Annotated in this window: 21 protein-coding genes and 1 tRNA gene; 17 read left to right on the top strand and 5 right to left on the bottom strand. The window is 40.0% G+C overall.

The genetic code is table 11. From position 1 onward, the window contains the following. Positions 1-25: 25 nt before the first annotated feature. The 5 genes from J0X14_RS18585 (at position 26) to hemW (ending at position 5,084) form a co-directional block, all read left to right on the top strand. Positions 26-469, top strand: a complete 444-nt coding sequence (locus tag J0X14_RS18585; RefSeq protein WP_207099331.1) for a hypothetical protein — start codon at positions 26-28, stop codon at positions 467-469. A 109-nt stretch (positions 470-578) separates the two neighbouring features. Next, complete coding sequence (locus J0X14_RS18580; RefSeq protein ID WP_207099330.1) at positions 579-2,804, top strand: TonB-dependent receptor; 2,226 nt, start codon at positions 579-581, stop codon at positions 2,802-2,804. Positions 2,805-2,921: 117 nt separating this feature from the next. Beyond that, complete coding sequence (locus tag J0X14_RS18575) at positions 2,922-3,398, top strand: hypothetical protein (protein WP_207099329.1); 477 nt, start codon at positions 2,922-2,924, stop codon at positions 3,396-3,398. A gap of 4 nt (positions 3,399-3,402) precedes the next feature. Next, complete coding sequence (gene ruvC / locus J0X14_RS18570) at positions 3,403-3,954, top strand: crossover junction endodeoxyribonuclease RuvC (protein WP_207099328.1); 552 nt, start codon at positions 3,403-3,405, stop codon at positions 3,952-3,954. A gap of 2 nt (positions 3,955-3,956) precedes the next feature. Then, positions 3,957-5,084, top strand: a complete 1,128-nt coding sequence (gene hemW / locus J0X14_RS18565; RefSeq protein WP_207099327.1) for a radical SAM family heme chaperone HemW — start codon at positions 3,957-3,959, stop codon at positions 5,082-5,084. A gap of 173 nt (positions 5,085-5,257) precedes the next feature. On the opposite strand, the gene J0X14_RS18560 is transcribed toward hemW, so the two are convergent. The 3 genes from J0X14_RS18560 to J0X14_RS18550 all read right to left on the bottom strand — a co-directional run bounded on the left by J0X14_RS18560 (position 5,258) and on the right by J0X14_RS18550 (position 6,688). After that, a complete protein-coding gene (locus J0X14_RS18560; protein WP_207099326.1) occupies positions 5,258-5,827 on the bottom strand; it encodes a hypothetical protein in 570 nt (189 codons plus the stop codon). A 317-nt stretch (positions 5,828-6,144) separates the two neighbouring features. After that, entirely contained in the window at positions 6,145-6,444 is a 300-nt protein-coding gene (locus tag J0X14_RS18555; protein WP_207099325.1) for a type II toxin-antitoxin system RelE/ParE family toxin, read from the bottom strand. Beyond that, complete coding sequence (locus tag J0X14_RS18550; protein WP_207099324.1) at positions 6,437-6,688, bottom strand: type II toxin-antitoxin system ParD family antitoxin; 252 nt, start codon at positions 6,686-6,688, stop codon at positions 6,437-6,439. Before J0X14_RS18550 ends, J0X14_RS18555 begins: the two co-directional genes overlap by 8 nt. A gap of 179 nt (positions 6,689-6,867) precedes the next feature. On the opposite strand from J0X14_RS18550, the gene J0X14_RS18545 reads away from it, so the two are divergent. The 6 genes from J0X14_RS18545 to J0X14_RS18520 are packed head-to-tail and all read left to right on the top strand — an operon-like array spanning position 6,868 to position 11,132. Then, on the top strand, positions 6,868-7,620 hold the full coding sequence (locus J0X14_RS18545; protein WP_207099323.1) for a cyclase family protein: 753 nt from the start codon (positions 6,868-6,870) through the stop codon (positions 7,618-7,620). After that, positions 7,617-7,973 carry a DUF4260 domain-containing protein gene (locus J0X14_RS18540; RefSeq protein WP_207099322.1) on the top strand — a complete coding sequence of 119 codons (357 nt, stop codon included), beginning with the start codon at positions 7,617-7,619 and terminating at the stop codon, positions 7,971-7,973. The genes J0X14_RS18545 and J0X14_RS18540 overlap by 4 nt, the downstream gene beginning before the upstream one ends. After that, positions 7,966-8,589 carry a DUF4230 domain-containing protein gene (locus tag J0X14_RS18535; RefSeq protein WP_207099321.1) on the top strand — a complete coding sequence of 208 codons (624 nt, stop codon included), beginning with the start codon at positions 7,966-7,968 and terminating at the stop codon, positions 8,587-8,589. The genes J0X14_RS18540 and J0X14_RS18535 overlap by 8 nt, the downstream gene beginning before the upstream one ends. Positions 8,590-8,595: 6 nt before the next feature. After that, the gene (locus tag J0X14_RS18530; RefSeq protein ID WP_207099320.1) at positions 8,596-8,994 is read left to right on the top strand and encodes a Dabb family protein; all 399 of its coding nucleotides are present in this window, start codon (positions 8,596-8,598) and stop codon (positions 8,992-8,994) included. A gap of 2 nt (positions 8,995-8,996) precedes the next feature. Next, positions 8,997-9,362, top strand: coding sequence for an MmcQ/YjbR family DNA-binding protein (locus J0X14_RS18525; RefSeq protein WP_207099319.1), 366 nt, complete (start codon positions 8,997-8,999; stop codon positions 9,360-9,362). Next, positions 9,363-11,132, top strand: a complete 1,770-nt coding sequence (locus J0X14_RS18520; RefSeq protein WP_207099318.1) for a MutS-related protein — start codon at positions 9,363-9,365, stop codon at positions 11,130-11,132. Here the strand turns inward: J0X14_RS18520 and J0X14_RS18515 are convergent. Beyond that, positions 11,129-12,229, bottom strand: a complete 1,101-nt coding sequence (locus J0X14_RS18515) for a DUF4407 domain-containing protein (RefSeq protein WP_207099317.1) — start codon at positions 12,227-12,229, stop codon at positions 11,129-11,131. The two genes, J0X14_RS18520 and J0X14_RS18515, sit on opposite strands and share 4 nt — an antisense overlap. Positions 12,230-12,427: 198 nt before the next feature. Between J0X14_RS18515 and J0X14_RS18510 the strand changes: the two genes are divergently transcribed. Together J0X14_RS18510 and J0X14_RS18505 are read left to right on the top strand one after the other, a co-directional pair. After that, positions 12,428-13,630 carry an NAD(P)/FAD-dependent oxidoreductase gene (locus tag J0X14_RS18510; protein ID WP_207099316.1) on the top strand — a complete coding sequence of 401 codons (1,203 nt, stop codon included), beginning with the start codon at positions 12,428-12,430 and terminating at the stop codon, positions 13,628-13,630. 116 nt (positions 13,631-13,746) lie between these two features. Further along, positions 13,747-14,325, top strand: coding sequence for a PhnA domain-containing protein (locus tag J0X14_RS18505; protein WP_207099315.1), 579 nt, complete (start codon positions 13,747-13,749; stop codon positions 14,323-14,325). Here J0X14_RS18505 and J0X14_RS18500 read toward each other — a convergent pair. Then, on the bottom strand, positions 14,322-15,710 hold the full coding sequence (locus J0X14_RS18500) for a dipeptidase (RefSeq protein ID WP_207099314.1): 1,389 nt from the start codon (positions 15,708-15,710) through the stop codon (positions 14,322-14,324). The genes J0X14_RS18505 and J0X14_RS18500 overlap by 4 nt on opposite strands. A 97-nt stretch (positions 15,711-15,807) precedes the next feature. Between J0X14_RS18500 and J0X14_RS18495 the strand changes: the two genes are divergently transcribed. The 4 genes from J0X14_RS18495 (at position 15,808) to J0X14_RS18480 (ending at position 19,265) form a co-directional block, all read left to right on the top strand. After that, positions 15,808-15,889: transfer RNA gene (locus tag J0X14_RS18495), tRNA-Leu, on the top strand. A gap of 187 nt (positions 15,890-16,076) precedes the next feature. Continuing rightward, on the top strand, positions 16,077-17,057 hold the full coding sequence (locus J0X14_RS18490) for a helix-turn-helix domain-containing protein (protein ID WP_207099313.1): 981 nt from the start codon (positions 16,077-16,079) through the stop codon (positions 17,055-17,057). Positions 17,058-17,130: 73 nt separating this feature from the next. Continuing rightward, positions 17,131-18,588, top strand: coding sequence for a hypothetical protein (locus tag J0X14_RS18485; RefSeq protein ID WP_207099312.1), 1,458 nt, complete (start codon positions 17,131-17,133; stop codon positions 18,586-18,588). Between the two features lie 122 nt (positions 18,589-18,710). Beyond that, positions 18,711-19,265 carry a hypothetical protein gene (locus tag J0X14_RS18480; RefSeq protein WP_207099311.1) on the top strand — a complete coding sequence of 185 codons (555 nt, stop codon included), beginning with the start codon at positions 18,711-18,713 and terminating at the stop codon, positions 19,263-19,265. Positions 19,266-19,581: the final 316 nt, after the last annotated feature.

Below are 19,581 nucleotides of genomic sequence, written 5' to 3'. Positions count from 1 at the left end.
ATTTGAAACCGATTATCCAGCAATCATGAAAACAAAGAATAGACATACAAAGTCAAGGTTCATCCGAATGGGATGTGCCGCGATGTGTCTGTTTTATGTGATTGGGCTTTTTAATGGTTTGGTGTTGGAAACTTTGCACGAGGTATCCCACGCATTTACCAAAAAAACGCATCACCATGGTTTTGCATCGGATCACGAAACAATCGATTATTCTTCATTGGAGGCTATGGCGGGTCACTCGCACGAAGCTTTGGAAGTTTTAAAAGATTTGTTGGAGGCCAATCGGCCCCATGAGCAAGAATCCAAGGATGAAATTAGCTTTAAATTGGACAAGCATCTTGCTGAAAAAACCGGAGCTACACCGGAAACACCTATTACCTTACCAGTTGGCATTCGCAATTGGGCATACCAAAACCTAACTTCTTTTTGGTTTCAATCCGTAACCACACCTCCTCCCCAATTTAGCTGAAAAATCAGCTAGGCCAATTTTAAAGAACGAGTTCCAATCTTTTTTGGAGATGGTCTAGTGTTTCTATTGTTCAGAGGTATTTAAACAAATCAAATTAAAAGACAACGACATGAAATATTTTATGGCGGCATTGTCCATGCTATTCATGGGCACCATTGCTGCGCAAAACATAAAGGGAAAACTGGTTGATGAAGCTGGTTCCCCCATCGAGGATGCTGGAATTTTCAACAAAACCAGCGGTCAACATAGTCATACGGATGGAACAGGACACTTTGTTCTGGATAGAACCTCGATAAATGATACGATTTATTTTTCAAAACTCGGTTACGCTACGCAAACCAAAGTGGTGAGTCAATCCAATTTGCAAAATCCGATGGACATTGTTCTTGAAGAGAGCTCCATTTCTTTAGACCAAGTGGTTTTGGTATCCGAAGTGGATGCCCTGAGTCGGGTGGTGGATGTGGATGTAAAAACCAATCCTGTAAAATCTTCACAGGAAATTTTAAGAAAGGTACCCGGATTGATTATTGGCCAACATGCTGGTGGTGGCAAGGCCGAGCAGATATTTTTACGCGGCTTCGACGTGGATCACGGAACCGATGTGGCTATTAATGTGGATGGAATGCCGGTGAATATGGTGTCCCACGCCCACGGTCAGGGATATGCAGACCTCCACTTTGTGATTCCGGAGACCATAGAAAATATAAATTTTGGCAAAGGACCCTATTATGCCGACCAAGGGAACTTTAATACGGCGGGGTATATCAATTTAAAGCTGAGAAAGAGTTTGGACCAAAGTATGTTGTCCACTGAAATTGGGCAATTTGGTACCCGTAGATTTATGGGAATGTTCAATGTGATGGACAACCAAAATAGTAATGCGTACTTGGCTTCAGAACTATATTTGACAGACGGCCCGTTTGAATCCCCACAGAACTTTAACCGCATCAATATTTTGGGAAGATACCGTTATGCGTTGCCTGGTGACCAGGAGTTGTTGTTGACAGCTTCGCACTTTTCGAGCAAGTGGGATGCTTCAGGTCAAATTCCACAACGGGCAGTGGACCAAGGTTTGATTGGTCGTTTTGGCGCCATCGATGATACCGAGGGTGGACAAACGAGCCGGACCAACATTGTATTGAACCATAACAAGAATTTGGGTGCAGGAAAATCACTTAATACCACGGCGTTTGTATCGCATTATGATTTTGAGCTCTATTCCAACTTTACCTTTTTCTTGGATGACCCTGTTAATGGTGACCAAATCAAACAGTTTGAAGACCGAGTGATGGCTGGTGCCAAGACGGTTTTTCAGAACAATTCGGCCAATTTGGGTGGAATGGGATTCAAATACAATGCGGGAATCGGTTTTAGGTATGATAATGTGGACGACAACCAACTATCGCATACGTTGAACCGCCAAGAATTATTGGAACGTTTGGCTTATGGCGATGTGGATGAGGTAAACAGCTACGCTTTTGCAGGAGCTGAATTCAAATCGGGCAAGTTTACGTTTGAGCCTGCCCTTCGTTTAGATTACTTCAGGTTTGATTACATCAACAAAATGAGTGAACTGTATGATAGCCGTAGTGAAGAAAAAGTGGCTTTCAGCCCAAAGTTCAATACCATTTACAGTCCAACAGAAAGCACCCAGTTTTTCCTGAAAACTGGAATCGGATTTCATTCCAACGATACTCGGGTTGTGGTGGCGAACGGAGGAGAAGATATCTTGCCTGCCGCTTATGGCGTGGATTTGGGAACCATTATAAAACCAGCGGATAAATTGGTCTTGAACGCCACGCTGTGGACCTTATTCCTAGATCAGGAGTTTGTGTACGTGGGTGATGCAGGAATCGTGGAACCCAGTGGAAAAACAAGACGAATGGGACTTGAGGTAGGTGCAAGATATCAACCTTTGGATTGGCTTTATCTGTATACCGATGCCAACTACACCCATGCCCGTAGCACTGAGGAGGCAGATGGAGAAGATTATATTCCTTTGGCACCCGATTTTACCATGGTTGGAGGAGTCACCTTGGGTGGTGACCAAGGTTTTTCAGGGGGAATCAATTACAGATATATTGATGATAGACCGGCCAATGAGGACAATTCCATAGTGGCGGAAGGTTATTTTGTCACTGATGCTACACTCAATTATAGTGTAAACAATTGGACCTTTGGCCTGATTGTGGAAAATCTGTTCGATACCAAATGGAACGAGACTCAGTTTGCGACAGAAAGCCGTTTGTTCAACGAACCCAACTCATTTGAAGAGATTCATTTTACCCCAGGGACACCTTTTTATGTGCGGGGAAAGGTTTCAGTTAGTTTTTAGTGGTTTTTTGGATCTATTTATTAAGGTAGCAAGAGGCTTGAAATTATTTCAGGCCTCTTTCTGTTATACAGTTCTTCATTAAAATATCGTAATTTCAGCCAAATTCTCGGGGCTGTTATGCGGAAGTACATGTTGTTATCCTTTTTTGGCTTGCTGGTTTCCTGCGAACTTTTTATGTCGCGGGAAGATAAGACCCAAAAATTGGTCAATGAGGAACTTTTGGCGATAGATTGGAACGATGTGGACCAATACCCCCATTTTGACGGCTGCGATGAGACCGCTACCAAGCAAGCCCAGCGCGAGTGTTTTCAGAATGTGATGCTGGACTCCTTTTCCAATGCCTTGGACAGCTTGGAGTTTCAAGTAAATGAAGATTTGAACGACACGGTTTATATCGATTTTGTGATTGATGAGCATGGGTTCATTTCTGTGCTTCATGTTGAAGAAAAAACCTCCGTTTTGAACGAAATAGCAGATTTCAACACCAAGGTATCCGAACTTCTAAACGACCTCACCACGGTGGCGCCGGCCATAAAAAGAGGGAATCCAGTGAGCCTCCGTTTCCGGTTACCACTGGTACTAAACACCAATTAGAGATTTGGCAACAGAAAAAATCATTTTAGGGATTGACCCAGGAACAACTGTCATGGGTTTTGGCATCATAAAGGTGGTCAGCAAACAGATGCACTTTGTGCAGATGAACGAGTTGATGCTCCGAAAATATGACGACCCCTACACCAAACTCAAACTTATTTTTGAGCGTACACTGGAATTGATTGACACCTACCACCCCGATGAAATCGCCATTGAGGCTCCTTTTTATGGAAAAAATGTACAGTCCATGCTAAAATTGGGTCGGGCACAAGGCGTGGCCATGGCCGCGGGATTATCCCGGCAAGTTCCGATTACGGAGTATATGCCCAAGAAAATCAAGATGGCCATTACCGGAAACGGAAACGCCAGCAAAGAGCAGGTGGCCAAAATGTTGCAAAGCCTGCTGAAGTTGAAAACCCTCCCCAAAAATCTGGACAGCACAGACGGACTCGCCGCCGCTGTTTGCCATTTTTATAATGATGGAAAAGTGCAAGTAGGCAAAAGTTACACGGGATGGGAAGCCTTCGTTAAGCAGAATCCGGATAAACTTCGCTGACCATGTCTGGAGTTTATATTCACGTGCCGTTTTGCAAACAAGCTTGCCATTATTGCGATTTTCATTTTTCCACACAATTGGGTAAAAAGGAGACTATGGTGGACGCCCTTGTCAAAGAGATGGAACTGCGAAAGGATGAACTGCCCAATGAGCTAGTAGAAACCATTTATTTTGGAGGAGGAACACCATCCGTACTTTCCAATGAGGAGATTGAGCGATTGATTCAAACGGTGTATGACCATTACAACGTAATTGATATGCCGGAAATCACTTTGGAAGCCAATCCGGATGATTTGTCCAGCAATCGAATTGTTCAACTGTCCAATAGTCTCATAAACCGACTCAGCATCGGCATACAATCCTTTTTTGAGGAAGATTTGCAGTTAATGAACCGTGCTCACAATGCCGAAGAAGCCGAAAACTGCATTCGGGAAGCCACAAAGCACTTCGATAATATCTCCATCGATTTGATCTACGGAATCCCTGGCATGTCCAATGACCGTTGGAAAACCAACATCCAAAAAACGGTGGATTTTGGCTTGCCCCATATCTCCAGTTATGCGTTGACTGTGGAGCCCAAAACCGCCCTCAAAAAGTTTATCGAAAAAGGCATCGTCCCCGATGTGGATGACGAGCAGGCGCAAGAACAATTTTACATTTTGGTGGATCTATTGGAAGCGAATGGGTTTATCAATTATGAAATTTCCAACTTTGGAAAACCAGGTTTCTTTTCCCGAAACAATACGTCGTATTGGTTGGGGAAAACCTATTTGGGCATTGGCCCATCCGCCCATTCCTTTGATGGGCAAAACCGAAGCTGGAACATTCGGAACAATGTCAAATACATCAAATCCATAGGAGCGGGGGAGTTACCCAACGAAACTGAAACCTTGACCCAGACAGACCGCTACAACGAATACGTGATGACCGGACTGAGAACTATTTGGGGTGTTTCTTTGGAACGGATAACAGCCGATTTCGGTCCAAAATATGTGGAATACCTAACCCAACAATCCCATAAATTTTTAGAGCAGGGTTTACTCGTTCTGGAAAACGATACGCTGCTCACCACCAAAAAAGGAAAGTTTTTGGCGGATGGGATTGCCAGTGATTTGTTTTTCTTAAGGTAACGCTGAGGTGTTCAGTCTCTCAATTCGGGAGGTTGCACGTATCGGTCTCGTATAACCGTCAGTTACGGGATTAAAGATAATGTTTTTCGGTTAAGCACTGACGTTAGCAATTCCGAGTGGATTCGGACGTAGTCGAATCCGCCGTAATTGCGGTTATACATCGTTGTAGCACGTTATTTTATTCGGTTTTTTATTTCGCTTAATAGTCTATTTTGTTCAAGATTTTTTTCAAATTCCGCTTCCTGGTCGAACACGTTGTCCTTTCCAAAAAAGAGTTCACTTTCGTGATAATAAAATAGTGCCCAATTCAGACTTCCGTCAAAAATTGTCAAGTCAGTATCCCAAAACATTCCTTCCCAATGTTTGATTACCATTTTCCAAGTCAGCATTATTGCTTGTCCAGAATTGTCGGATTCTACAAAAACATACTTATCAAATGGAATTCCAAGATTGTAGAGCCATTTTTTTATTTCCGAACCACAGTCCATTGTAATTTGAAACTTCTTTTCCGTTTTGAAATATCCTTTCGTAAATGGACTCCAATCAGTTCCAGTTGAGTAAGCTAACATTTTAGAAGAATTCAGGTATTCTTTTACAATTTCAGTTCCTTTTTTATTCAGAAAATGAATTTGGTCTTTATGTTCTTCAGAAATTTTTTCGGCTTCCTCTGGTGACCAAAGAAAAGACCAGCTTTTTGGAAAGTCAGTTTTATATTCCGCTAAATTTTCTTCTAAAACGTTCATTTTTTTAATGTGCTACAACGTTTAAAGATATGAATCGTTTTAATGATTTATATCGACCGATACGTGAAGGTAGTTTTTTGGGAACAAAAAATCAATGCTGCAATAGACCGGTGCACTTTCTCAACTCATAAAACGCTATTTCCAATTGATAGCTAAATTTAAAAATACAAACGCCGTAGTGAATGACATTGCAAGTGATATTTTCCGTGTCTCAAACCCTTGAGTCTAAGTATTCTTTTAGGCCGTACCTGAATGCAGACCAATTCAAATGGGATTCAAAAACAATATTTGATAAACCCGGTTGGGAGCGGCTTTTACTATTCGGTCACTCTGTTTTTTAAGTCCATTTGTTCGTGCAGAATTCTTGTTATTTCAATCGGTTGGTCTAACCGTTTTCGATAAAAAATGATATGCCGATTGGTTTTAAGCCCATATAAGTTAGTTGTAATTCCATCATAATTTTTACCTAATTCAGGATTGTTGGCAATATCCTGACAGCTGTCCAACAATAAATTATAATATCTATCTGCTTGCTGTTCTGACCATTTTTCAACAGTGTATTCCCAAATTTCACCTAAATCTTGAACTGCTTTTTTGGTTAATTCATATTTAGTCATTCTTTGTCCGTCTAGCTTTCAACTCTTTGAGGTGCTTGTCTGGGTCAAAATCATGAGATATTCCACTATCAATTCCTTCTTGTATGGCATTTCGTAAAACCATTGCTTTACTTTCTTCGTTTTCCAAAAGTCGAAGACCAGCCCTGATGACTTCGCTAACGTTTTTATACCTTCCAGCAGAAACTTGGGTGTTCACAAATTGGTCGAAATAACTTCCAAGTGATATGGATGTGTTTTTGCTCATAATTCAATTCTTTGTTTAAAAGTACCAAAATTTGGTATTTTTCCCAAAATAGACCCCCGCAGTTTTTAGTTAAGTTGATTTTTAACACAAAGTCCCTCCAGAATTTCACTCAACAAAAAAAGGGATTTATTGCATTTATCAAATGAATTGATTTAATTACTGTTTCAAGTAAAGTTTGAATGATAGCCACCATAAAATACAACTCCAGAAATTATACAATTGATTTGACCAAACCTCTTGATATTTCCATATCCCTCCAAGATGGGGAGGGGGGTGTCAATGCGTGGTACTTGGATTCACCGAAAATAAAACCGCACAAACAAGATGGTTTTACGGGAAAAGTGACCGAGGGGGCGTCCACCAACTTCAATGACATTTGGTTCAACCCGCATAGCCACGTTACCCATACCGAGTGTCTGGGTCATATTACGGAGGCGTTTCATTCCGTCAATAAAAAACTAAAGCAGTTCTTCTTTTTGGCCGAGGTCATCACCGTGGCCCCCGAACAGGAAGGTGAAGATTTTGTCATTTCCGAAAAGCAACTAAAATATGCCTTGGGCAACAAAAAACGGGATGCGGTGGTGATTCGGACGCTGCCCAACCTTAAGGACAAACGGTCCAGGAAATATTCAGATACCAACCCACCCTATTTGTTGAAGGAAGCAGCAGAATATTTAGTAAAAAAAGGAGTAAAACACTTACTGATAGATTTACCCTCGGTGGACAAGGAACGGGATGCGGGAGCACTTTTATCCCACAATGCCTTTTGGAACATCCAAGGCAAACCCCACGAAAAGGCTACCATTACCGAATTTATCTATGTGCCCAACAAAGTAGTGGATGGGACCTATTTTTTAGACCTTCAAGTGGCACCCTTTGAAAATGATGCCAGCCCCAGCAGACCAGTACTCTATAAAATTTTGAACACATGAAAACACTATTAAAACTCGAGGAATGGATGATGTTCGGTTTGGGCATTTATTTGTTTAGTTTGACCCCCTATGCCTGGTGGTGGTTTTTGGTATTGATTCTTACCCCGGATATCGGAATGCTGGGCTACCTTTTTGGGAATAAAATCGGGGCGGTTTCCTATAACCTATTCCATCACAAAGGCTTGGCCCTACTAATCTATGGGATGGGTGTCTACTTTTCTATACCTTTATGCCAGCTCATTGGAATTATTCTGTTTTCGCATTCAGCTATGGATAGGGCAATGGGCTATGGTCTAAAATATGATAAAGGATTTAAGTTTACCCACTTGGGTGAAATAGGCAATAATGGGTGAAATAGTTGATACCATTCTCGGGGTAGTATTGGGTGCCATACTCATGTATTGGGTGTTCTCCCTATTCCGAAAAAAGAAGAGCAGAGAAATCACCGAACAGCAATCCACGGTCTTGTTGGACAAGATTCGGAGCGTTTGCAAATTGGTTTCTGTGGAAGGCGATTTTGCCGAAATCTATCATTACGAAAACACCAAGGACAGCTTTATGAGCCTTTTGCGAAGCAAGAAAAAGGCACTCATTGTGGTAAAAGCACAAGCACATATCGGATATGATCTTGGGAAATTGGATTTATCTGCCGACACCCAAAATAAGAAAATCATATTGCGTAATTTTCCAGAGCCAGAAGTGTTGTCCATTGAACCTGATTTGCAGTTTTATGATATCAAAAATGGGCTGTTCAACAGCTTTTCACCCAACGACCTCACCAAATTGAATCAGGAAGCTAAGGAACACATCAAACAGAAAATCCCCGAAAGCGGGCTGATGGAAACAGCTCGTAAAGAAGCCTTGCAGGCCGTTTTGGTGGTGGAAAAAATTGTGGAGACCATTGGTTGGACCTTGGATTACTCTGCTTTGGAAATTTCAAATCGAGAAAAACAATTTATAGAACAATAAATAAACATGAAAACAAGAATCATTATTCTATTTTTGGTGGGAATAGTTTCCTCCAGTTGTGTACAAATCAAAAACGACATGAAGACTAATTTTGACGACGCATTTGCGCATACCGTTTATTTCTGGTTCAAAAACCCAGATAACGAGGCCGACAGGGCCAAGTTTGAAGCTTCCCTAAGAAAGTTTCTGGACAATTCGCAATACGCCAAGACCCAATATATTGGAAAACCACCCAAAGCGGTTCGGGATGTAGTGGATGACTCGTTCACTTATGCACTCATCGTGTCATTTGAGTCCGCCGAAGCACAGGAAGCCTACCAAACAGAACCGCCGCACCTTGTTTTTATAGAAGAGTGCAAAGATCTTTGGGAAAAGGTCATTGTGTACGATTCGCAAGGCATCTAATTATGAATGTTGAGGAACTTCGTGAATATTGCCTCACAAAAAAAGGGGTGACCGAGGAGTTCCCCTTTGACGCAAATACGTTGGTGTTTAAAGTGATGGGCAAAATGTTCGCCTTGGTATCCTTGGAACGACTCCCTCCACAGTGCAATTTAAAATGTGACCCAGAACGTGCCGTGGAACTGCGAGAGGAATACGATGGGACCATTATTCCGGGCTACCACATGAGCAAAACCCATTGGAACACCCTTTTCTTGGAAAACCTACCTGCAAAATTGATTCTGGAACTGGTGGACCATTCCTACGAACTTGTAGTGGCCGGACTTACCAAAAAACTACAGCAGGAATTGCAAAATATGGGTGGAGATTAGATGGTGGATTTACAGCAGTTTTACACATCTCTAAAAGACAAGCATCAGCAGGAACTTCAGCAGGTAAAAAAGCGATTGGCCCTTTTGGCCACCTTACGGTTGTTCATATTTTTAACATTGACCCTTGGGGCTTACTTCTTTTGGAGAACGGAGGCAATTTTTATACTAATGCCCTTAGGCGTTGGGTTGTTCATATATCTGATTATTCGTTTTATCAATGTAAAGCGGTATAAGGCATATGTACAACGGCTAATCGACATCAATACAAAAGAACTGGAAATTTTGGCCCGCCGGTATCACCATTTACCAGACGGAAGAGAATTTTTGCAACCAGACCATCCTTATGCGCAAGATTTGGATGTGTTTGGAAGAGGTTCCTTTTATCAATACACCAACCGAACGACTCTGGTACAGGGCAGGAAAGTGTTTTCTGGTCTTTTGTTGGATGGACATCCGAAGGATATTGCCAAAAAGCAACAGGCAATTCAAGAATTGGCCCAATTACCGGAATGGCGACAACATTTTTCGGCTTTAGCGGGCGAAACTAAGCCTAGGATTTCACCTGATTTGGTATCGGATTGGATGAAAAACCATGTTTCGTTCACACCAAACTGGGTGGGCGTAGTGACACCCATTTTTGCATTGCTCTCCATTTTGTTGATTTTTTTGACCGTTTCTGGTTCGGTGCCTGAAAGTTTGGTGGTACTCTGGTTCTTTTTTGGGATTGGGATTGTAGGGCGTTTTTCCAAGAGCATTCTCAAGTTTGCAGTTCAAGTTTCTGAAGCACAGGAAACCATACAACAACATCAGCGCTTGATTTCTGAACTGGAAGGACAAAATTTCAAATCGGAACTCTTGCAGAACCTTCAAAAAAAGCTGGAGGTCGAAGGTGAGAAGACGTCAAAAATATTGAAAAACTTCAGTCGAAGAATGGACAACTTCGAACAGCAGAACAACTTTTTAGTGCTGCTGTTCGGGCAGGGATTTTTGCTGTGGAGTTTATACTTTGCTTACAAAGTAGAGTCTTGGATTGAAAAATACGGGGATGAGGTGGAGGAGTGGTTTTCGGCCATTGCCCAGTTTGATGCCTACATCACATTGGGTACCTATGCCTTTAACCATCCCGACCATACCTACCCGAATTTGGTGCAAGACGATGTGGTATTGAGCGGAAAAGAGGTAGGACATCCTTTGGTCGACCCCCAAAAGAACGTTTTAAACGACTTTGAGATTGGAAAAGGTCGTTTTTGTATCGTTACCGGGGCCAATATGGCCGGGAAAAGTACCTTTTTACGGGCCGTTGGCCTACAGATAGTCATGGCAAATATGGGTTTGCCTGTAAAAGGAAAAGAAGTAAAATACGCTCCCGTTCGCTTGTTGACGAGTATGCGTTCTTCAGATTCATTGGCGGATGAGACCTCGTATTTTTATGCAGAGCTGAAACGCTTAAAATATATTGTAGAGGAGTTGGAGAAGGGAGATGGCTTCGTGATTTTGGATGAAATCCTTAAAGGGACCAACAGTGTGGACAAAGCCAAAGGCTCTAAAAAGTTTATTGAGCGTTTGGTGCAACATGGGTCAACGGGCATGGTGGCCACCCACGATTTAAGTTTGTGCACCCTTGCAGACAAACTTTCCGAAGTGGAAAACCGCTATTTTGATGCCCAGATCATCAACGGAGAACTGTTCTTTGATTATAAGTTCAAAGAAGGGGTGTGCCAAAATATGAACGCTTCTTTTCTTTTAAAAAATATGGGGATAGTGGATTAAAGCCCTTTCACCTGCACATTGTGGAATGAATCGGCCTGTAACCGGAGCAATTCTTCTGCTTTTTCCTTTTTGTAGCGATAGAGTTCTTCTTCACTCTTGATATCGGCATAGATTTGCGTGTTGATTTCCCCGTCGGTGGCCATCAATAATTTGCGTTGTGCCACTTTTTGCGACACCCAAGTGGCCACGACACTTTCCTGTTCTTCAAATTTATAATCGTATTCCCCTTTTGGTGCCAATAGCTTGGCAATGATAGGAGCGGTTTCAATCGCCAAGAACAACAAGAAGATAAAAAATGACGGAAACCAGGGTAGTTTGCCCAACGCATTGATTCGGGCCATGAGTCCATCAAAACCATCAATAATGGGTTGGGAACTGGTTACGGCCGTGTTGTAATCGGTTTCTAACGCGGCAATTTGGGCTTCCAGCCCTTCAATTTTGGCCGCATTGGTTTCTTTTAGGGTATTTAGCTCGGCTAGGTAAGCATCATGCTTTTCCCGTTTTTCCTTATATACAGGGCCTTTACCCAATAGACCCGTTCCAGCGGTTCCTTCGGCTTCCGAAATATAGGTGTCGTAAAGCGTATTTGTTTCCGCCTCTTTGGTAGCTATTTCATTTTTCAGGTTGGCAATATCTTCATTGAGACTTTCAATCTTTGGAGTGTATTGCAAGGCCAACTGCTCCTTGTTGTTCAAGGTCATGACGTTTTTTTCTTCCAACAATACCTGATTGATTTCCTTTTCAAAAATCTTCATTTCCAACGGTTTGGAAATCACCACAGCAATGATGATGGCCAAAACAATTCGTGGAGCTGCCTGTAGCAATTCACTTTTAAAATTATCACGTTTCTTAATGGTGGATACGATATATCGGTCCAAATTAAAAATCAACAATCCCCAAATAAGTCCAAAAAAGATAGCCGTAAAGAGGTTGTCAAAAACGGAGTACAAAGCATAGCCACTGGCAATAAAGGCCATAATGGCGGTAAAGAAAACGGTAGCGCCAATCCCGGCGTACTTGTTGCGTTCCCCATTGGAGCACGTTTCCAAAATATGGGTGTCCGCTCCTGAGCAGAAGATGAAAAAACGTTGTAGCATTATAGTGTTCTGATTTGATTGATAGAATATTAGAACGCAATTTTGCAGATTTTGTTACATCAATTGCCCATGAATCGCAGGTTTGATCTCTTTTTTAGGGAATGTTTAACGATGTTGCTATGTCTTGATTCTATGTGACTTAGGTTACTGTTTTTGGTGAAGGGATGGTGTAATTTCACAGTAATAAATTCAAAGGCCATGACAACAACAGTAGTAATTGGTGGAAATTTCGCAGGAATGACCGCCGCTTTGGAAATCAAACGAAAAGGGAAAAAGGAACACAAGGTGATTGTCATCGACAAATCTCCTTTATTTCTATTTGTTCCCTCACTGATATGGGTACCCTTTGGTAGAAGGGAGATCAAAGATATTTCTTTCAGAAAAGACACCATTTTGGAAAAGAAAGGGGTAGATTTTGTGCAAGCAGAAGCTTTACGGGTAGATCCCAATGAACAAATGGTCTATACCAGCAAAGGAGATTATGCCTATGACCATTTAGTGGTCGCCACAGGACCCAAAGTAAAATATGACGTAGCTCCTGGCGTAGCCGAATTTGCCCACTACATTGGTACTCCCAATGGAGCCATGAAAACCAGAAAAGCTTTGGAAGAATTCAAGAAAAACCCCGGCCCCATTGTTATTGGAGCCACCCAAAATGCCGGATGTATGGGTGCCGCTTATGAATTTCTCTTTAATGTGGAAAAATGGTTGAGGGAACAAAAAATTCGGAAGAAAGTGGATTTGCATTGGATCACTCCAGAAACCTTCTTGGGTCACTTTGGAATAGATGGCATCACCGGAGGTGAGACCATGCTCAAATCCTTTATGAAAATGTTCAACATTCTCTATCATACCGAGGTAGGCGTGAAGGAAGTAACAAAAGATAAAGTGATATTAACTTCCGGTGAAGAATTGGCCAGTGATTTCACGATGTTGATGCCTCCATTTGTAGGAGTCGATTTTGTGGTGAATTCCCCTGAACTTATGCCAACTCCAGCTGGGTATTTGCCCGTTGGGGATGATTATAGACATGTAAAATACCCCAATATTTGGTCTGCAGGAATCGCTGTGGATGTAAAATTACCCTTCAAGCCCGGTAAAGTTCCATTTTCTGGCCCCAAAACAGGGTATCCATCCGATGAAACCGGTAAAATTGTTGCTGAAAACATTGTGAGGGTCACCAATGGAAAAGAAAAACTAAAAACAAAAGCATGGGGAAAAATTCCTGGTATCTGCGTGATGGATGCTGGTAAAAAAGAGGTAATCATTGTAAGTGACCACCTGTTTAAACCTAGGAACTTTGCCATTATGATACCCAATGTGTTCTACGATTTTTCAAAGGTGCTTTTTGAGAAATATTTCCTCTGGAAGACCAGACATGGATATTCTCAATTGCCTTGAGTTTTGTTGTGGTTTTACTGAAATCCACTCACCTAGGTGAGTGGATTTTTTTGGTCTCTTATTAAGCACAGTATAGTTTGAAAAGTTCTAAGTTTGCATCACTTTAAAATAGTATAATGGGATTACTGGAAGATTTGCAGGAACGAAGTGGAGCGGCGTGTGAATTATGCGGTGCAACGGAAGGTTTGGATAGTTACGAAGTGCTACCGGTTTCCACGGGAGGATTAGATGGAAGTATTCTGGTGTGTGCCAGCTGTAAAACTCAAATTGAAAATCCCGATGACATGGACGCCAACCATTGGCGTTGTTTAAATGATAGCATGTGGAGCGAACACGATGCCGTTAAGGTTGTGGCGTGGCGCATGCTCCATCGGTTAAAATCCGAAGGTTGGCCACAAGACCTTTTGGACATGATGTATTTGGATGATGACACCTTAGCGTGGGCCAAGGCCACTGGTGAAGGTGAGGCCGAAGGAGAGAAAGTGATTCACAGGGATGCCAACGGGGCCATTTTGGAGAATGGTGACAATGTTGTGCTGATCAAGGATTTAAAAGTAAAAGGTTCCAGCATGGTCGCAAAACAGGGAACCGCCGTGAGACGGATTTCCCTGGATCGTGAGAATGCCGAATACATTGAGGGCAAGGTAGATGGCCAACAAATAGTAATTCTTACCCAATACGTGAAGAAGACCTAAGACTTCATTTCTGTATAATATTTGTAAAAGTAGGGGATGGTCTCAATGCCCTTTAAAAAGTTCCAGACCCCAAAATGTTCGTTGGGGGAGTGGATGGCATCGCTGTCCAATCCAAATCCCAAAAGAATGGTTTTACTGTCAAAAACATTTTCAAATAGCGCCACGATGGGAATACTCCCTCCTGTACGTTGTGGCACCGGAGTTTTTCCAAAAGTCGTTTCCATAGCTTTGGAAGCCGCTTGATACCCATCACTATCAATTGGTGTCACATACGCCTGACCGCCATGATGCGGGGTGACTTTTACTTTCACACTCTTTGGAGCGATAGATGTAAAATGTTTGGTAAACAGGTCGGTAATTTCGTGCCAATTTTGGTTAGGAACCAATCGCATTGAAATTTTGGCGTAGGCTTTACTGGCAATGACGGTTTTGGCACCTTCGCCCGTATAACCGCCCCAAATTCCGTTCACATCCAAGGTGGGTCGAATCCCGAAACGTTCGGTAGTGGTATAGCCTTTTTCGCCGTGGACGTCATCAATATCCAACGCTTTTTTATAGTTCTCCAGATTAAAAGGAGCCTTGGCCATCTCGGCACGCTCCTCATCGGAAATGATTTCAACCTTATCATAAAATCCAGGAATGGTGATATGGTTGTTCTCATCATGAAGTGAAGTAATCATTTTCGCCAACACATTGATAGGGTTGGGTGCAGCACCTCCATAAATCCCGGAGTGAAGGTCGCGGTTGGCCCCGGTCACTTCCACTTGTACATAACTTAATCCCCGAAGGCCTGTGGTAATGGATGGGGTGTCGTTGGAAATCATGCCCGTATCGGAAATCAAGATGATGTCGTTTTTGAGTTTTTCGCTGTTTTCCTTTAGGAAATCCTCCAAACTATCGCTTCCGACTTCCTCTTCACCCTCAATCATAAATTTTACGTTGCAGGGAAGCTGGTTGTTCTTGATCATGAACTCCACAGCCTTTACGTGCATAAAAAACTGGCCTTTATCGTCACAGGCACCCCGTGCAAAAATGGCACCATCTGGATGCAAATCGGTTTTCTTGATTATGGGCTCAAAAGGTGGTGAATCCCATAGGTTCATAGGGTCTGGAGGTTGCACATCGTAATGTCCATACACCAATACCGTAGGTAAATTAGGGTCAATAATTTTGTCGCCATACACCACAGGATAGCCTTTGGTTTCACAGATTTCGGTATTGTCGCAACCGGCATCATCCAGTGATTTTTTAACAGCCTTTGCTGTTTCCAAAACAGCTGCGGAATAGGCAGGGTCTGCACTGATGGAGGGGATTTTTAAAAGTTCAACAAGCTCATTTATGAATCGGTCTTTGTGGGTGTTGATGTAATCGTTTATGTGTTCCATGTATGTTTTAAAAAGGACACTAAAAGTACAAAAAACAAGTTTTTAAAGTAGGCCGGTTTGCAAATCGGAAAATTGATTTATATTTGCACTCCCTTTTGCGGGTGTGGTGGAACTGGTAGACACGCTAGACTTAGGATCTAGTGCCGCAAGGCGTGGGGGTTCGACTCCCTTCACCCGCACAGAAGAAAAAACGCAACCATCTAAATTTTAGGTGTTTGCGTTTTTTTATTGGCCTTATTTCCCAACTATTTCCCAACATTTATGAAGATTCTGGTCCGCTTAGTTGATAACTCATCAAAAGCAATTTAGGATTTATTAGAAACCTTACATACTTTAACTTGATATTACTTAATGAAGTAAGTCGTTATGGTAGAGTTACATAAGCTGGAAAATTATTCTATTGAAACTTTGAAATCTTTAATAGACAACAAAATAGAGGAGTCTATTAACTTAGAATATAAAAGAGGGGAATCGCTAGCTAAGACACCAGTAAAGAAAAAGGAATTAGCTAAGGACATTTCAGCAATGGCGAATGCCGATGGGGGAATAATTATTTATGGAATGGAGGAAATTGATCATGTTCCAATAGGGTTTAAGTATGTTAATGGATACGATTTTACCAAAGAATCTTTGGATCAAATAATTTCAACTACAATAAAAAGAGGTATATCTAATATCCGGATTCATCCAATACGAATTGATAATGATATTTCAAAAACTGTATATGTAATTCAAATACCAGCTAGCGATGATGCTCCCCATATGAACAATCTTGACAAACGATTTTATGTTAGAAAAAATTTCGAGTCCGTTCAAATGGAAGAATATGAAGTTAGAAAGGCTTACAATAACAGAGCTAAAATCAGTTTAGATTTTGAATCGTTTCTTTTTTCCGTAGATAGTGATACTTCAGAATCAAAAGAATTTCAGGAAACCATGCATTTTAAGTTTTCCATTGGCATTATCAATACTGGTTCGGTAATGACTAATGAATATAGAGTCAATGCTTATTTAAAGAAAATTATTCAGTGTGTTGTATATTTCCAAGATGTGGGCCAATCACGAAACTACTCATTTACTTCCAATGAAGAATCAGTAAAAATTACAAATGAAAAACCCCCACAAATATTCCCTGGAGAGAATCTCGATGTACTGACTTTTTATATAAAAATTGAAACAAAATATTTATTTGAATTTTTTGAGAGTTATAAAATAACCCGGGAAATATTATTTCAAAATGAAAAGATTCAGGTGACTGGACCCAAGGAAGAATTTAGAAAGGAACTCCTAGATGATATTTCTAATAAGGAAGGTTTATTCTCATTTTTAAATGAATGGGGAGTGTAAGCTATCCTTGCTAAGGATTTTTTAATTAAAGGAAAAACTAGTTTCAATTGTATAAAAAAATCCATTTTGGAATATGACAATCGAACTACATGATTTGTTCAAAACTGGCTTTAATGAGCAATTAAGGTCCTTTTTCAAAACTGATGCTAATTTTGGTAAAACGATTTTAATTAAGCATGTTGGATTGACAATTAGGGCTCATGGGGTTTTATACAATAATTTGAATCCTAAGAAAACAATATATATTGAAGTTGACCTTTATGAACAAATAAAGAGTTCAAATGAAATGTTCATTAATATAAGCCGTGATTTTTCTGTAGACTTATTAAAGTCTGTGGAAATGTTTGACCGCATTGAAATTAACTTTAAAGGCGCAATGCAGATTTCCAGAATAATGGAAAGGCTGTTTATTTCAGTATACGGAAATCATCCATTCTTGGGAATTAAAATATGTAATCTTAGATGCTCGCTAATCAAGGTTAAATCTGAAAATGAATTTTTAAAATTAGTTGATAACCAAGTTCAAGAAATTGCTGTTTTAGGGAAAGTTAATAAACTGGTAATTGAAACAACCCGGAATCTAAACAGTAAAGGAAATATAATGGAAATGGTAATTGAAAATTTTGAAGCCAACGATGTTGAATTAGCGGATAATAGAGGTGATTCAAAGTTTCAATTACTGGCTTCTAAAATTGAAAAATTGTCAATTGAACAAAACAAATTTAGTGTTGTTGAAATTGTTGAGTTAAACACTCAACGTCTTGATTTTAAATACAATTCAATAGAAAACCTTTATCTCAAATCAATCAAGCCAACCAACTTTAAACAACAGAGTTCCATTTCATTAATTAGTAATAAAATTACAAAACGGTTATTGCTTGACGGTATAGCTTTTACAGCAAAAGGAAAGGTTCCGAGTTGGATGTTTAAGGACTATATTTTGACAGGCACCAAATATTTTGGTTTTTATTTGGAAATTAATGAAGATAATGATTTTGAAGAAGTGCAAGCCAATAACTTGAATTGGACATATGAATCCATAGTTAACTTTAAACATAAAGATTCACCTCATCAGAAACTAAGCACCATTTTACTTTTCAAATTACTTTACGACAAAAAGCAAGATTCCCCTAATAATCGTCTTTTTAGAGCATTTGAAAAAAGGTTTCATAATGAACATCATAAAAACTTCAATTTTCCTTTAATTCTTGGTTGGATATCAAATAAGTATGGACTTTCAGTTACTAGACCTCTGATTTGGATATTGATTCTTCTAGGAATTGAAATTCTACTGCTATCACTAGTTTCATTAGCATGTATTGAATCATTTATGGATAATTGGGGGAAACTTATCAGTCTGATTAATCCGGCACACAGGACCGAAACCATTCTGACAATGATTGATGCATGTCCAAATAGTAATATGAGTGCAAATTGGATTTATATTATTGATAATTCCTTTAGAATATTAATAGCCTATTTCATTTATCAGTTTATTATAGCTTTCAGGTATTTATATGACTTGAAATGAATAAGAACAGCAATTTTAACAGATTTATCGTATTTTGGAGTTATTAATCATCGTAGTTAGTAAAACATTTTTTTACTCAATTAATCTAAAAAATTGTTTTCATTTTAATAATAACAATAGGAATGAGAACTAAAGATCGATTCGGACTATATAGACATTCCGTTAATTACAGACAATTACAAACTTTACAAACTTTACATGGTGAATTGCTAATTTTTACCGTTGTTTTGATTGTAATGATTTTTTCAATAGGAGTTTACATGGGTTACTCCGTCAAACTTTTAATCCCAGCAATTTTAGGAATTCTGATTATCAGTTATTCAATGCTACATAACGTTGGTTATTTCAGGCAAATTGAAGTAAGAGTTTTTCCCTCTCTGTTGAATTTACAAAATCAATTGTTTTTTTACAGGGAAAAGCTGGAAAGAATTGTGGCTCCGAAAGAGGCTCCTGATAAGATAAGGGAAGAGATTATTAAAATCCAAATAGAGGTCGAAGACGAAATACAAATGATAACCTATCTAAGAAAAACCGTTCGGTTTTCAAAATGGAATATTAATGAGCTAGAAAGTATTCTAAGTGAAAGAGCCAAATACTTTTATACTTTAAATGATAAGATTGATAATTATGTTTATCAAGGCAGAATTGTTCTCAATAAAAAAACTAATCCTTCTTAAGCCCTATTTAAAATATGTGGACAAAGGTTTTATCCATTTTTGCAAAAAAAATCCATATAACGAAATTGAAATTAATAGTTATATTGGCATTTCTTGGCTACTCATTTCTAAATTTAAAAATAAGACTTGATCTAGAGTCTGGAATTTTTGTTTTTGAAAAAGATGAAAACGGTTTGGATGCAATAATTGTGATTGTAGATACCCCGATCTTTAGGACAGTTTCTCTACAAAACTAACATAATTATCAAGCTGCTTTTCTATAAACATCGTTTGGTCTTTGGTATTCAATGGACTGGTGTCTTCTTTCATGGTTGTA

The organism is Allomuricauda sp. CAU 1633 (genome assembly GCF_017313225.1).
Lineage (GTDB): Bacteria > Bacteroidota > Bacteroidia > Flavobacteriales > Flavobacteriaceae > Flagellimonas.
This window is presented reverse-complemented; position numbering and strand designations above follow the sequence as displayed.